Consider the following 13,160-nt stretch of genomic DNA (forward strand, 5'->3'; position numbering starts at 1 on the left):
GGCAAGCGTGAAAACGCGCTCAGACTTTCGAGAAATCGGGCTTGCGCTTCTCCATGAAGGCGCCGAAGGCCTCGCGCGCGGCGGGCTCGCGCAGCATGCGGCCGAAGCTCGCGCCTTCTTCGTCCATGCGTTCGAGCACCGCAGGCATCTGCGCCTTCTTCAGCAGGCGCTTGGTCTCGACCAGCGCGCTCAGCGGCTTGGCCGCGAGCTTGCGGGCCTGCACCTGCGCGATGGCATTGGCTTCGGTCGGCGGCACGATGCGGTTGACCAGGCCCACTTCGAGCGCGGCCTCGGCCATGAAGGGTTCGCCCAGCAGCAGCGCCTCGGCCGCGCGGTGGTAGCCCAGCATCTGCGGCACCAGCAGGCTCGACGCCGCCTCGGGGCACAGGCCCAGGTTCACGAAAGGCATCGAGAACGCCGCGTTGTCGCCCGCATAGACCAGGTCACAGTGGAACAGCATCGTGGTGCCGATGCCCACGGCCGGGCCGCAGACCGCAGCCACGATGGGCTTGGGAAAGGCCGCAATGCCGCGCAGGAAGCGGAACACCGGCGAATCCTTGCCGGCGGGCGGCGCGTTCAGGAAGTCGCCGATGTCGTTGCCCGCGCTGAAGATGGTGGGGTCGCCCTGGATCAGCACGCAGCGCACGGCCGCATCGCCCTCGGCCGCGGCCAATGCATCGGCGAGCTCGCCGTACATGCTGCTCGTGATCGAATTCTTCTTGTCGACGCGGTTGAAGGTGAGGGTCATCACACCGGCTTCGGTGTGGACGAGGATGTCGCTCATGGGAATGGTCCTTGGATAAAACGGTTTGTCTGGATGGCGGCGCAGTAGTCAGGCGTCGAGGGCTTCGCGCACGAAATCCAGGCGATCCTGGCCCCAGAACATCTGGTCGCCGACGAACATGGTGGGCGCGCCGAACACGCCGCGCGCCACCGCTTCCTGCGTGACGGCCTTCAGGCGGTCCTTCACTTCCTGCGTGCCGGCCAGCGCGAGCAAGGCGGTGGCGTCGAAGCCCGCATTTTGAAGCACGGCGCCGACGGTGGCCGGGTCGTTCATGTTCTTCGGCTCGACCCACATCGCGTGGAAGACGGCACCGACATATGCGCCAAAGCGCGCCGGCTCCTTCATCTGGAGGCCGGTCGCACCGCGCATCAACAGCAGCGTGTTGATGGGGAAGTGCGGGTTGTGCACGAAGGGCACGCCGTAGCGTTTGGCAAAGCGCTGCAGGTCGATGGTCATGTACGGCGCCTTGGGCACGATCTCGGCCGGCGAACGGTTGCCGGTGGCCTGGAACACGCCGCCCAGCAGCATGGGCTTCCACACCAGCTCGGCGCCGGTGTCGGCGCACACGTGCGGCAGCTGCGTGGCGGCCAGGTAGGCGGCGGGGCTGCCGAAGTCGAAATAGAACTCGACTGTCTTTGTCATCGGTGTGTCTCCTTATGAGGTACTTTTTTCAGGGCGCGTGCACAGGCCACCGGGTACTCCCCTGCGCGTACCCCGTCGGCGGGAGCGCGCCCTGAACAGCCGGACGTCATTTCAGAACTTCTCCGACCAAGGCCGCAGGTCGAGCTCGTGCGTCCAGGCGTCGCGCGGCTGCGCGTGCAGCATCCAGTAGCTGTCGGCGATGTGCTCGGGGTTCAGGATGCCGTCGCTGTCCTTCAGCGCATAGCGCTCGGGGAAATTGCTGCGGATGAACTCGGTGTCGATGGCGCCGTCGACCACCACGTGCGCAACGTGAATGCCCTGCGGCCCGAGCTCGCGCGCCATCGACTGGGCCAGCGCGCGCAGCGCCATCTTGGCGCCCGAAAACGCGCCGAAGTTGGCCGCGCCGCGCAGCGACGCCGTGGCGCCCGTGAAGATGATCGTGCCGCGGTGCCCGCTCTTCGGCATCGCGCGCGCCACCATGCGCCTGGCCACCTCGCGCCCGTTGAGAAAGCCCGAGAAGCAGGCCATCTCCCACACCTTGAAGTACTTGCGCGCAGTCTCGGCGAGGATGCTCTCGGGCACGTTGGCGCCGATGTTGAACACCATCACCTCGATCGGCCCGATCGTCGATTCGATCTGCTCGACGAGCGCGACCACTTCTTCTTCCTTGCGCGCATCGCACGCAAAGGCGTGGGCACGGCCGCCCGCAGCCTCGATCTGCGCGACCAGCGGCTGCAGCTTGTCGAGGCTGCGGCGCGTGACGCAGGTGGCATAGCCCTCGCGCGCGAAGCGGCGGGCAATGGCGCCGCCGGTGGCGTCGCCGGCACCGACGATGAGTGCGGCCTTTTGCATGGAAGCCATCGCTATTCCTTGTAGTAGACGATCTGGTTCGAGGTGGCGAGCAGCACGCCCTGCTCGCTCCACAGATGCGCCTTCTGGTCGAAGAAGCCGTTGAAGAACTGCTGCCCCACCGCGCGGCCCAGCAGGTAACCCGTGCCGACCTCGGCCAGCTGCGCCGGGCCGGCATGGAAGTAGGTGGTGATCGACACCGTGCCGGCCGGCACATGCCTGGCGCGGCGCAGCCAGACGCGCGGATAGAACACGTCGCTCATCGCACTCAGCGAGGCGAAATCGAGCGGCCGCGCCCGCGCGTCGCGCAGCCAGAGCCGGCTCTCGCTGTGATGCAGGCTCTCGTCCCACTTCGCGGGAATGCTGCCGCTGAACAGGCGCATCTCGTACTGGTCGAGCCAGGCCACGCCGGCCGGGCCGACGCTCAGGCGCTCGACCGTCTCGGGCGTGGGCGCCTCGGGCATCGGCAGGTCGCTCTGGCCCCAGGTGTCGCGGCGCGCGGCCGTCACCGCGGTGGCGGTGGTGGTCATGTTCGGCGCGCCGCCTGCGCCAGGCTGCGTGATCTGCACGGTCCAGTGCTGGGTCGAGCGGTTGGTGCGCACGGCGGTGGCCTGCACGTCGAATGCGCCGGCCTCCAGCGCAGCCGCAAAGTTGACGGTCAGCGCGATCGGCGTGCCCAGCACATCCGGATGCTGCATCACCGACCGCAGCGCAATGGCCGCGGTGGCGCCACCGAATGGGCCGACCATGTTCCAGTAGTCCGGGCTCGTGGCGCCGGTGAAGTGGCCCACGCGGATGTCGCTGTGCTGAAGTGCCAGGGCCTTGTCGAAGGGGTGTTGCATGTTCATGATGGTTTGCAGTGTGCCTCCGGTGGATGGCGTCACGCAGTCGTGTGCGGGACGCCGGCTTGCTGCGCTGCGGTAAGCGCGGCCAGCCGGTGCAGCTTGTCGACCGTGCCCGGCCACAGGCTCTGGCTGAACTGTTCGCGGAAGAAGCCGAAGTGCCCGATGCGCCGTGCCTGCACGTCGGCCGGCGCAATGCGCTCCATGGCGCGCGGCGCGCCGGCATAGAAGCTCAGCAGGCTTTCGGTGCCGGCGAGCGTCATGAGCTCGTCGTCGGTGATCGACAGCGCAAGCACCGGAAAGCGCACGCGCCCGTAGCTCTGCAGCGCCAGATCGCCTTCGGCGCCGACGCTGTAGCGCGGGTGGAGGCACCAGCGCCGCCATTGCAGGATCACGCCGCGCGGCAGGTCGCCCACCTTCTTCAGCCTGCGGCCCGGAAAGTAGCCGAACAGCCGCGTGGCCAGCGGCACGAGCACGAACCAGAAATAGAGGATGCTGCGCTTGAGCTTGGGCGCGTTCTCGCGCCAGTAGCCGCTGCCGGCCGCAATGCTGACGAGGCCGTCGACCTGCTCGGGCCGCTGCAGGAAACCCGGCAGCTGCGCACCCAGGCTGTGGCCCAGAAGATAGAGCGGCTGTTCCGGCAGCGCGGCCTTGGCGGCGTCGATCACCGCTTCGTAGTCGCGCGCCCAGTCGAACAGGTCGGCCTCGAAGCCGCGCAGCGAGGCGCCGTTGCGCGAATCACCCGAGCCGCGGTAGTCGAAGGTCCAGACGCGCAGGCCCTGCTGCGCGAGCCACTGCGCGAAGGGTTCGTAGAACGACTGGCGCACGCCCATGGCGCCGCCGATCACGATGCTGGCGCGCGGTGCGCCTGCGGGCTCGTAGCGGCGCACTGCCAGTTGCACGCCACTGTCGACCGGGAGTTGTTGCGCTTGCATGGGTTTGTCTCTTTCATCGTTGATCAATCACCGCTCCGCAACGCCGCAGATCGCCCGCGCAGCAGCCGCTACACGCGCTCGAAGATGCCCGCTGCGCCCTGCCCCATCCCCACGCACATCGTGACCATGCCGTACTTCAGGTTCTCGCGGCGCAGCGCATGCACCACCGTGGCCGCACGGATCGCGCCCGTCGCGCCGAGCGGATGGCCCAATGCGATCGCGCCGCCCATCGGGTTGACCTTGCTCGGGTCGAGCCCCAGCGTGTTGATCACCGCGAGCGACTGCGCAGCGAAGGCTTCGTTGAGCTCGAACCAGTCGATGTCCTCGTGCTTGAGGCCGGCATAGCGCAGCGCAGCCGGAATGGCCTCGATCGGGCCGATGCCCATGATGTGCGGCGGCACGCCCTTGCTCGCAAAGCTCACGAAGCGCGCGAGCGGCGTGAGGCCGTATTGCTTCACGGCCTTCTCGCTCGCGAGGATCAGCGCGCCCGCGCCGTCGGAAGTCTGCGAGCTGTTGCCGGCCGTCACGGTGCCGCGCGCGGCGAACACGGTGCGCAGCTTGGCCAGGCCTTCGAGGCTGGTGTCGGGGCGCGCGCCTTCGTCGAGGTTGACGGTGCGGGTCCTGGCGATCGATTCGCCGGTGGCGAGGTCCGGCGTGCGGTCGGTCACTTCGATGGGCGTGATCTCGTCCGCGAACTTGCCGGCCTTCTGCGCGGCCAGCGCCTTCTGGTGCGAGGCGAGCGCGAACTCGTCCTGCGCCTCGCGGCTCACCTTCCACTGCTGCGCGACCTTCTCGGCCGTGAGGCCCATGCCGTAGGCAATGCCGACATCGCCTTCGCGTTCGAAGATGGAAGGCGACAGCGAGGGCGAGTTGCCCATCATCGGCACCATGCTCATGCTCTCGACGCCGGCCGCGATCATCACGTCGGCCTCGCCCACGCGGATGCGGTCCGCGGCCATCTGCACGGCCGACAGGCCCGATGCGCAGAAGCGGTTCACGGTGATGCCGCCGATGCTGGTCGGCAGGCCCGCGAGCACCGCGCCGATGCGCGCGACGTTCAGGCCCTGCTGCGATTCGGGAATCGCGCAGCCGCAGATGATGTCTTCGATGGCCTTGGGGTCGAGGCCCGGCACGGCGGCCAGCGCGGCCTTGAGCGTGGTCGCGAGCAGGTCGTCGGGCCGGTAGTTGCGGAAGTAGCCGCGGTGGGATTTGCCGATCGGTGTGCGGGTGGCGGAGACGATGTAGGCGTCTTGGACTTGTTTCATGGATAGCTCCTGGATTTGGCTCCTTCCCCCTCTGGGGGAAGGTTGGGATGGGGGCAAGCGGCCTTCAATTCGGCAAGTCGATTGACGATGGCCTGCAGCACCCCTTCAAAATTGACAAATGGATCGTTCGATCCGAAACGCAGGACCTCGAATCCCCGCTCACGCAAGAAGGCATCGCGTCGTGCGTCATAGCTTTCTTGCACTTGGTGCTGCGATCCATCCATTTCGACGATCAGTTTTGGATCGAGGCAGGCGAAGTCGGCGATGTGGTTCCCGAGTGGATGCTGCCGACGGAGCTTCACTCCCAGTTGTTCGCTGCGCAACCCACTCCAGAGCTTGCGCTCGGAGTCGGTCATCTCGCGTCGGAGAACGCGAGCATTCTTTTGCGCGTTGGGAGTGGATTGGTTTTGCATCGGCTGCTGCCCCCATCCCGGCCTTCCCCCAGAGGGGGAAGGAGGAAGAGAAGGACTGCGTCAGTTGCGCACCGGCTTCCCCGTGCTCAGCATCCCCATGATCCGCTCCTGCGTCTTCGGATGCACGATGAGCGAGCAGAACGCCTTGCGTTCCAGCGTCATCAGGTATTCCTCGGTCACGAGCGAGCCCGCGTCCACGTCGCCGCCGGTCACCACGTGCGCGATCAGGCTCGCGATGTGGAAATCGTGCGCGCTGATGAAGCCGCCGTCGCGCATGTTCACGAGCTGGCCCTTGATCGTCGCGGCGCCGCTGCGGCCCGCCACGCGGAAGGTGCGGCGCAGCGGCGGGCGGTAGCCGGCGTCGGCCATGGCCCTGGCCTGCTGCAGCGCCACGTAGAGCAGCTCGTCCTTGTTCGGCACGATGATGTCGCTGTCCAGCAGGTAGCCGAGCTTCTTCGAATCGAGCGCGCCGGTGCCCACCTTGGCCATCGCGGCGGCCGTGAAGCCTTCGGTCAGGAACGGCAGCAGGTCGATGCCTGTGGAGGCCGCCGCGTTCTCCGCAGCGCGGCGTGCGATGTAGGTCAGGCCGCCGGCGCCAGGGATCAGGCCCACGCCGACTTCGACCAGGCCGATGTAGCTTTCCATCGCCGCCACGCGCCTGGCTGAATGGATGGCCAGCTCGCAGCCGCCGCCCAGCGCCATGCCGCGCACGGCCGAGACCACCGGCACGCTCGCGTAGCGGATCTTGAGCATCACGTTCTGCAGTTCTTCTTCCGCGCCTTCGACCGCGCCGATGCCCGCGACCACGAAGGCCGGCAGCATGGCCTGCAGGTCGGCGCCGACCGAGAACACTTCGTCGGGCGACCAGATCACCAGGCCCTTGTATTCGGCTTCGGCCAGGTCGACCGCGGCGCCCAGTGCCTCGGCCACGTCGGGGCTGATGGCATGCATCTTCGAATGGATGCTGGCGATCAGCACTTCGCCGTCGAGCGTCCACACGCGCACATCGCCTTCGTCGCTGATGGTGGTGCCCGCAGTGTTCGCGTCGGCCGCGTTCGCGCCGAGCACGCTTTCGGGGAACAGCTGCCGCTCATGCACCGGCAGCTTGCGCTGTGGAACGAACTTGTTCTGCGAAGCGCTCCACGAGCCTTCAGGCGCGTGCACGCCGCCGGCCTGCGCGACCGGGCCTTCGAACACCCACTTCGGCAGCGGCACCGTGCTCAGCGCCTTGCCGGCGTCGATGTCTTCCTGCACCCACTTGGCGACCTGCGCCCATCCGGCCTCCTGCCAGAGCTCGAACGGGCCCTGCTTCATGCCGAAGCCCCAGCGCATCGCAAAATCCACGTCGCGCGCGCTTTCGGCAATGGTCGCCAGGTGCACGGCCGCGTAGTGGAAGCTGTCGCGCAAGATCGCCCAGAGGAACTGGCCTTGCGGCCCTTCGCTCTCGCGCAAGAGCTTCAGGCGCTCGCCCGCTGGCTTCTTGAGCATGCGGCCATACACCTCGTCGGCCTTGGCGCCGGCGGGCACGTACTCGCCGCTCTGGAGGTCGAAGCGCAGGATGTCGCGGCCGATCTTCTTGAAAAAGCCGGCCTTGGTCTTCTGGCCCAGGTTGCCGAGCTCGAGCAGCTTGGCGAGCACCGGCGGCGTCGCGAAGTTGGCGTAGAACGGGTCGGTCTCGGCGTTGAGGTTGTCCTGCAGCGTCTTCACGACGTGGGCCATGGTGTCCAGGCCCACCACGTCGGCCGTGCGGAAGGTGCCCGAGCTCGCGCGGCCCAGCTTCTTGCCGGTGAGGTCGTCCACCACGTCGGGCGTGAGGCCGAACTTCTCGACTTCCTTCAGCGTGGCCAGCATGCCGGCGATGCCGACGCGGTTGGCGATGAAGTTGGGCGTGTCGTGCGCGCGCACCACGCCCTTGCCGAGCGTGCTGGTGACGAAGGCCTCGAGATCGTCGAGCACCTGCGGCTCGGTGGTGGGCGTGTTGATCAGCTCCACCAGGAACATGTAGCGCGGCGGGTTGAAGAAGTGGATGCCGCAGAAGCGCGGCTTCAGGGCTTCAGGCAGCGCCTCGCTGAGCTTGGTGATCGACAGGCCCGAGGTGTTCGAGGCCAGGATCGCGTGCCTGGCGACGTGGGGCGCGATCTTCCTGTACAGGTCGAGCTTCCAGTCCATGCGCTCGGCGATGGCTTCGATGACGAGATCGCACTCGCCGAGCCTGGCGAGGTCGTCGTCGTAGTTGGCCTGCTCGATGAGCACCGCATCGGCCACGTCGCCGAGCGGCGCGGGCTTGAGCTTCTTGAGGTTGTCGATGGCGCGCGAGACGATGCCGTTCTTCGGGCCTTCCTTGGCGGCCAGGTCGAACAGCACGACGGGCACGCGCACGTTGACGAGGTGGGCGGCAATCTGCGCGCCCATCACGCCGGCGCCGAGCACGGCGACCTTCTTCACTTGAAATCGGGACATGTTGATTGGTATGTGTTGTGAGAAACCGTGCGCCGCTTACTGCACGCGGTTCCAGGTTTGCGTACGCCAGAAGGGCCCCAGATAGCCGCGCACTTCGAGCTTCTTGCCACCGTCGATCGGCGTGAAGCTCGCGCGGTATTCCTTGCCGTTCTCGGGGTCGAGGATCTTTCCGCCTTCCCAGACGTCCTTGCCCTCGGCCTTCTTGCCGCCGCGGATGATGTCGAGCCCGGTGATGGGCTTGCCCTTGCGGTCGTCGCTGCACTCGTCGCAGATCGCATCGGGCTTGGCGTCCTTCTTGAGCGACTTCTCGATGCGGCCGATGAGCGCGCCGTTGACTTCGCCGATGCGGATCTCGGCCTTGGCCTCGCCGGTCTTGTCGTCGACGTTGCGCCAGAGGCCGACAGGCGTGGTCTGCGCCGCGGCCATGACGGCGGTGGCGGCAAGAACGATGGCTGCAAGCGTCGATTTCATGAAACGGCTCCCAGTCGGACGATGAGAAGAAGGGTCGAAGGCCTCAGGCCAGCGCCGCGTCGGTGTCCATCAGCACCTTGCTGCCGGCGCGTGCGGTGCGCATCAGCGTCGCGGTTTCGGGGAACAGCTTGGCGAAGTAGAAGCGCGCGGTCTGCAGCTTGGCAACATAGAACGGGTCGGTGTTGCCGGCGGCAATTTCGCGCAGCGCCACCTGCGCCATGCGCGCGAACAGGTAGCCGAACACGAAATGGCCGGCCACGCGCAGGTAGTCGACCGCGGCGGCGCCCACTTCGTCGGGGTTCTGGAAGCCCTTGAAGCCGATCTCCGTCGTGAACTTGGTGAGCTGGTCGCCCAGGCCCGCGATGGGGTTGATGAACTCGGCCATCTTCTCGTTCACGCCCTCTTCTTCCACCAGCTTGGCGACGAGCTTGCCGAACTTCTTCAGCGACGCGCCGTTGTTGCCCAGCACCTTGCGGCCCAGCAGGTCCAGCGACTGGATGGTGTTGGTGCCTTCGTAGATCATGTTGATGCGGTTGTCGCGCACGAACTGCTCCATGCCCCATTCCTTGATGAAGCCGTGGCCGCCGAACACCTGCATGCAGGCGTTGGTCGCGATGTGGCCGTTGTCGGTGATGAAGGCCTTGACGATGGGCGTGAGCAGCGCCACCAGTTCGCCCGAGTCCTTGCGCACCTTCTCGTCCGGGTGGTTGTGCTCCTTGTCGAGCAGCAGCGTGCAGAAGATCTGCAGCGCGCGGCCGCCTTCGGCGTACGCCTTGGCCGTGAGCAGCATCTTGCGCACGTCGGGGTGCACGATGATCGGGTCGGCTTCCTTGTCCTTGGCCTTCACGCCCGAGAGCGAGCGCATCTGGATGCGGTCCTTGGCGTAGGCCAGCGCATTCTGGTAAGCCACTTCGGTCAGGCCGAGCGACTGGTTGCCCACGCCCAGGCGCGCGGCGTTCATCATCACGAACATGGCCTGCAGGCCCTTGTTGGGCTCGCCCACCAGCGAACCGGTGGCGCCTTCGATCACGATCTGCGCGGTGGCGTTGCCGTGGATGCCCATCTTGTGCTCGAGGCCGGCGCAGAAGATCGGGTTGCGCTCGCCGAGCGAGCCGTCGGACTTGACCTTGTACTTGGGCACCACGAACAGGCTGATGCCCTTGCTGCCCTTGGGCGCATCGGGCAGGCGGGCCAGCACCAGGTGAATGATGTTGTCCGTCATGTCGTGCTCGCCGGCCGAGATGAAGATCTTGCTGCCGGTGATGCGGTAGCTGCCGTCGGGCTGGGGTTCGGCCTTGGTGCGCAGCAGGCCCAGGTCGGTGCCGCAGTGCGGCTCGGTCAGGCACATGGTGCCGGTCCATTCGCCGCTCGTGAGCTTGGGCAGGTAGGTCTTCTTCTGCTCTTCGGTGCCGTGGGCCACCAGCGCTTCGTAGGCGCCGTGCGAGAGGCCAGGGTACATGGTCCAGGCCTGGTTGGCGCTGTTGAGCATTTCGAACAGGCACTGGTTGACCACGAAGGGCAGGCCCTGGCCGCCGAAGGCCGGGTCGCACGAGAGCGCGGGCCAGCCGCCTTCGACGTACTTGGCGTAGGCGTCCTTGAAGCCCTTGGGCGTCTTGACCTCGTGCGTGGCCTTGTCGAGCGTGCAGCCTTCTTCGTCGCCGCTGATGTTGAGCGGGAAGGTCACCTCGGCGGCGAACTTGCCGGCCTCCTCGATCACCGCGTTGATGGTGTCGGCATCGGTCTCGGCATGGGCCGGAAGCGCCTTGAGTTCGTCGGCGACGTTGAGCACTTCGTGCAGCACGAACTGCATGTCGCGTACGGGTGGGTTGTAGGTAGGCATCCGTGACTCTCCTGGTCTAAAACTGAAAGGGAAAAAGAAAAAGGGGGCCGCTCAGCGCACCGGCTTGAGCCGGCGGGAGGCGGCGGGCTTGGCCGCCGCCGCGGCTTCGGCCGGCGGCGCATCGGGCGTGGCGCTGCGCGCAAGGATGTTGTCGAAGCCGACGTTGGCGCGGCCGATGGAACCCGGCACCTGCAGGAAGCGCGCTTCGTAGTGCAGCGCGAGGATCAGGCCGTGGATCTCGAAGGCCAGCTGCCGCTCGTCGGCGTCGGCGCGCAGATGGCCTTCGCTCTTGGCCTGCACGATCGCGCGCAGCACGGCCGCCTGCCAGATGCTGACCGATTCCACGAGCGCATCGCGCACCGGGCCGGGACGGTCGTCGAATTCGGAAGCGCCGCTGATGTAGATGCAGCCCGAGTCGATCTCGGCCGAGGTGCGCTTCATCCAGTTGGCGAACATGGCGCGCAGGCGCGGCAGGCCGCGCGGCGCCTCGAGCGCGGGAAAAAACACTTCCTGCTCGAAACGTGCGTGATACTCGCGCACCACGGAAATCTGCAGTTCCTCGCGCGAGCCGAAGTGGGCGAACACGCCCGACTTGCTCATCTTGGTGAGCTCGGCCACCGCGCCGATCGACAGGCCCTCGAGCCCGATCTGCGCCGCCAGCGCCAGCGCGGCGTCGACGATCACGGCCTTGGTCTGCTGGCCCTTCTGGGCAGCGCGGACCGGCTTGGCGGGAACGGCATTGACAGACATCGTGGAAGCTCCGGAATAAAACGAACGGTCGTTCTATTTTGCAGGGGCTTTGCACTTTTGGCTGGCAATGACCTTCCGCTATTGAAGGTTAATGGGCGGAAAGCGGGGCGCCATGCCCCACCCCCGGATCAGAACTCCTGCGAGACCGGCCGCAGCACCACCTCGTTGATGTCCACATCCGCCGGCTGCTCCACGGCATAGACCACGGCGCGCGCCACCGAATCGGCGGGGATCTGGTTGGCTTCGTAGAACGCCCTGACGCCGGCCGCGCTCTCGGCGTCGGTGCTGCCGAACTTCAGCTCCGACTCCACCGCGCCGGGCGAGACGATGGTCACGCGCACGCCGCCGTTGCCCATTTCCACGCGCAGCCCTTCGGAGATGGCGCGCACCGCATGCTTGGTCGCGCTGTAGACCGTGCCGATCGGCGTGAACACCTTGAGCCCCGCGATCGACGCGACGTTGACGATATGGCCGCTGCCCTGTGCCTGCATGCGCGGCAGCACCGCGGCAATGCCGTAGAGCACGCCCTTGATGTTGACGTCGATGGTGCGGTCCCACTCGTCGACCTTGAGCTTGTCGAGTGGCGACAGCGGCATCACGCCCGCGTTGTTGACCAGCACGTCGATGCGGCCGAAGGCCTCGACAGTGGCGGCGGCGAGCTTTTCCAGATCGGCGCGACGGGCCACGTCGGTGGCCACGGCGATGGCCTCGCCGCCGGCCTCGCGGATTTCGGCGACCACCTTGTCGAGGCGATCGGTGCGACGCGCCGCGAGCACCACTTTCGCGCCGCGCGCGGCCAGGTGGCGTGCGGTCGATTCGCCGAGCCCGCTGCTCGCGCCGGTGACGATGGCGACCTTGCCTTTGATGTTGTCTTGAACGGATGTCATGGGAAATTCCTTTCGGGTGTGTTGAAGAACAAGAAGTACATGCAGTGTGGAAAATCCACGCGTTCCCGTAAATGAAACTCTGGCGACTTCACAATTCCTCAATCTGGAATACAGCGCCTCTTGAAAGCACCCCATGGCCAACCGTCTCGAAGCCCTGCGCGTGTTCTGCACCGCCGCCGCTGCCGCCAACTTCCGCGAGGCCGCCGCGCGCCTGTCCGTCTCGCCGCAAGTCGTGACGCGCGCGGTGCGCGAGCTGGAAGAAGAACTGGGCGAGCCGCTGTTCCATCGCAGCACGCGCGGCGTGCAGCTCACCGACTTCGGCCGGCAGCTGGCCGAGCGCGCCCGCGTGGCGGTGGGCAGCGTCGACGAGCTGTTCCACCAGATCGACCGGCGCGCGCTGTCGCAGCATGCGGGCACGGTGCGGGTCACGGCGCCGCACGTGTATGCCCGGCTCATTCCGCAGGCGCTGGCGCCGCTGCTGGCGGCGCACCCCGGGCTGGTGCTCGACCTGCGCCTGTCGGAGCAGCATGCCGACGTGGTCGACGAGCAGATCGACATCGGCGTGCGCGTGGGGCCGATGCGCGATGCGCGCTTCGTGGCGCGCGCCGTCGGCAAGATGGCGCTATATGTGGTGGCGGCGCCCGCGCTCATCGAACGGGTGGGCCGGCCGCAGGGCCTCGATGCGCTTTCGGCGCTGCCGCTCACCGCGCTGATCGACCGCAGCTCGGGCCGCCCCTGGCCGTGGGCCTTCAGCAGGCGGCGGGTGGTGACGGTGTCCTCGCCCGCCTTCGTGACCGACAGCATCGATGCCGAATGCGCCGCCGTGCTCGCGGGCGTCGGTTTCGGGCAGCTGATCGGGCCGCTGGCCGAACCGTGGCTGCGCACAGGCGCGATGCTGCCCGTGCTGGAGGCCGAGGCGCCCGAGCCCTGGCCCATCCACGTCTACCGCCCGCAGCGCGCGCCGGTGCCGGCGCGCGTGCGGCTGGTGTACGACGAATTGATCCGCGTGCTGCGCTGAGGCG

13 protein-coding genes are annotated in these 13,160 nt (G+C 67.2%); 1 reads left to right on the top strand and 12 read right to left on the bottom strand.

Features of this window, described 5'->3' with window-relative positions:
* Positions 1–19: 19 nt before the first annotated feature.
* The 12 genes from EJO66_RS19545 to EJO66_RS19600 all read right to left on the bottom strand — a co-directional run bounded on the left by EJO66_RS19545 (position 20) and on the right by EJO66_RS19600 (position 12,138).
* Complete coding sequence (locus EJO66_RS19545; RefSeq protein ID WP_124959754.1) at positions 20–784, bottom strand: enoyl-CoA hydratase; 765 nt, start codon at positions 782–784, stop codon at positions 20–22.
* Between the two features lie 48 nt (positions 785–832).
* A complete protein-coding gene (locus EJO66_RS19550; protein WP_125965815.1) occupies positions 833–1,426 on the bottom strand; it encodes a 2-hydroxychromene-2-carboxylate isomerase in 594 nt (197 codons plus the stop codon).
* Positions 1,427–1,537: 111 nt separating this feature from the next.
* Positions 1,538–2,287, bottom strand: coding sequence for an SDR family oxidoreductase (locus EJO66_RS19555; protein ID WP_125965816.1), 750 nt, complete (start codon positions 2,285–2,287; stop codon positions 1,538–1,540).
* A 2-nt stretch (positions 2,288–2,289) separates the two neighbouring features.
* On the bottom strand, positions 2,290–3,123 hold the full coding sequence (locus EJO66_RS19560) for an acyl-CoA thioesterase (RefSeq protein ID WP_125965817.1): 834 nt from the start codon (positions 3,121–3,123) through the stop codon (positions 2,290–2,292).
* A gap of 32 nt (positions 3,124–3,155) precedes the next feature.
* The gene (locus tag EJO66_RS19565; RefSeq protein WP_124959758.1) at positions 3,156–4,052 is read right to left on the bottom strand and encodes an alpha/beta hydrolase family protein; all 897 of its coding nucleotides are present in this window, start codon (positions 4,050–4,052) and stop codon (positions 3,156–3,158) included.
* Positions 4,053–4,120: 68 nt separating this feature from the next.
* Positions 4,121–5,317, bottom strand: coding sequence for an acetyl-CoA C-acyltransferase (locus tag EJO66_RS19570; RefSeq protein WP_124959759.1), 1,197 nt, complete (start codon positions 5,315–5,317; stop codon positions 4,121–4,123).
* Positions 5,314–5,673, bottom strand: coding sequence for an endonuclease domain-containing protein (locus EJO66_RS19575; RefSeq protein WP_240648613.1), 360 nt, complete (start codon positions 5,671–5,673; stop codon positions 5,314–5,316). The genes EJO66_RS19570 and EJO66_RS19575 overlap by 4 nt, the downstream gene beginning before the upstream one ends.
* A gap of 117 nt (positions 5,674–5,790) precedes the next feature.
* Positions 5,791–8,190, bottom strand: a complete 2,400-nt coding sequence (locus EJO66_RS19580; protein ID WP_125965819.1) for a 3-hydroxyacyl-CoA dehydrogenase/enoyl-CoA hydratase family protein — start codon at positions 8,188–8,190, stop codon at positions 5,791–5,793.
* Between the two features lie 36 nt (positions 8,191–8,226).
* Complete coding sequence (locus tag EJO66_RS19585) at positions 8,227–8,661, bottom strand: DUF2147 domain-containing protein (RefSeq protein WP_125965820.1); 435 nt, start codon at positions 8,659–8,661, stop codon at positions 8,227–8,229.
* Positions 8,662–8,704: 43 nt separating this feature from the next.
* Positions 8,705–10,501, bottom strand: a complete 1,797-nt coding sequence (locus tag EJO66_RS19590; protein WP_124959763.1) for an acyl-CoA dehydrogenase C-terminal domain-containing protein — start codon at positions 10,499–10,501, stop codon at positions 8,705–8,707.
* A 51-nt stretch (positions 10,502–10,552) separates the two neighbouring features.
* Entirely contained in the window at positions 10,553–11,251 is a 699-nt protein-coding gene (locus EJO66_RS19595) for a TetR/AcrR family transcriptional regulator (protein ID WP_124959764.1), read from the bottom strand.
* Positions 11,252–11,379: 128 nt separating this feature from the next.
* Positions 11,380–12,138, bottom strand: a complete 759-nt coding sequence (locus EJO66_RS19600) for an SDR family oxidoreductase (protein ID WP_125965821.1) — start codon at positions 12,136–12,138, stop codon at positions 11,380–11,382.
* A 133-nt stretch (positions 12,139–12,271) separates the two neighbouring features.
* On the opposite strand from EJO66_RS19600, the gene EJO66_RS19605 reads away from it, so the two are divergent.
* Complete coding sequence (locus EJO66_RS19605) at positions 12,272–13,156, top strand: LysR family transcriptional regulator (RefSeq protein ID WP_124959766.1); 885 nt, start codon at positions 12,272–12,274, stop codon at positions 13,154–13,156.
* Positions 13,157–13,160: the final 4 nt, after the last annotated feature.

It is taken from the genome of Variovorax beijingensis (genome assembly GCF_003951285.1).
GTDB classification, from domain to species: Bacteria; Pseudomonadota; Gammaproteobacteria; order Burkholderiales; family Burkholderiaceae_C; genus Variovorax; species Variovorax beijingensis.

Excerpts from the sequence above, each read along its gene's own strand:
- EJO66_RS19565 (WP_124959758.1), bottom strand. The coding sequence starts at position 4,052 with ATGCAAGCGCAACAACTCCCGGTCGACAGTGGCGTGCAACTGGCAGTG.
- EJO66_RS19560 (WP_125965817.1), bottom strand. The coding sequence starts at position 3,123 with ATGAACATGCAACACCCCTTCGACAAGGCCCTGGCACTTCAGCACAGC.
- EJO66_RS19600 (WP_125965821.1), bottom strand. The coding sequence starts at position 12,138 with ATGACATCCGTTCAAGACAACATCAAAGGCAAGGTCGCCATCGTCACC.
- EJO66_RS19555 (WP_125965816.1), bottom strand. The coding sequence starts at position 2,287 with ATGGCTTCCATGCAAAAGGCCGCACTCATCGTCGGTGCCGGCGACGCC.
- EJO66_RS19605 (WP_124959766.1), top strand. The coding sequence starts at position 12,272 with ATGGCCAACCGTCTCGAAGCCCTGCGCGTGTTCTGCACCGCCGCCGCT.
- EJO66_RS19590 (WP_124959763.1), bottom strand. The coding sequence starts at position 10,501 with ATGCCTACCTACAACCCACCCGTACGCGACATGCAGTTCGTGCTGCAC.
- EJO66_RS19550 (WP_125965815.1), bottom strand. The coding sequence starts at position 1,426 with ATGACAAAGACAGTCGAGTTCTATTTCGACTTCGGCAGCCCCGCCGCC.
- EJO66_RS19570 (WP_124959759.1), bottom strand. The coding sequence starts at position 5,317 with ATGAAACAAGTCCAAGACGCCTACATCGTCTCCGCCACCCGCACACCG.
- EJO66_RS19545 (WP_124959754.1), bottom strand. The coding sequence starts at position 784 with ATGAGCGACATCCTCGTCCACACCGAAGCCGGTGTGATGACCCTCACC.
- EJO66_RS19575 (WP_240648613.1), bottom strand. The coding sequence starts at position 5,673 with ATGACCGACTCCGAGCGCAAGCTCTGGAGTGGGTTGCGCAGCGAACAA.
- EJO66_RS19580 (WP_125965819.1), bottom strand. The coding sequence starts at position 8,190 with ATGTCCCGATTTCAAGTGAAGAAGGTCGCCGTGCTCGGCGCCGGCGTG.
- EJO66_RS19585 (WP_125965820.1), bottom strand. The coding sequence starts at position 8,661 with ATGAAATCGACGCTTGCAGCCATCGTTCTTGCCGCCACCGCCGTCATG.
- EJO66_RS19595 (WP_124959764.1), bottom strand. The coding sequence starts at position 11,251 with ATGTCTGTCAATGCCGTTCCCGCCAAGCCGGTCCGCGCTGCCCAGAAG.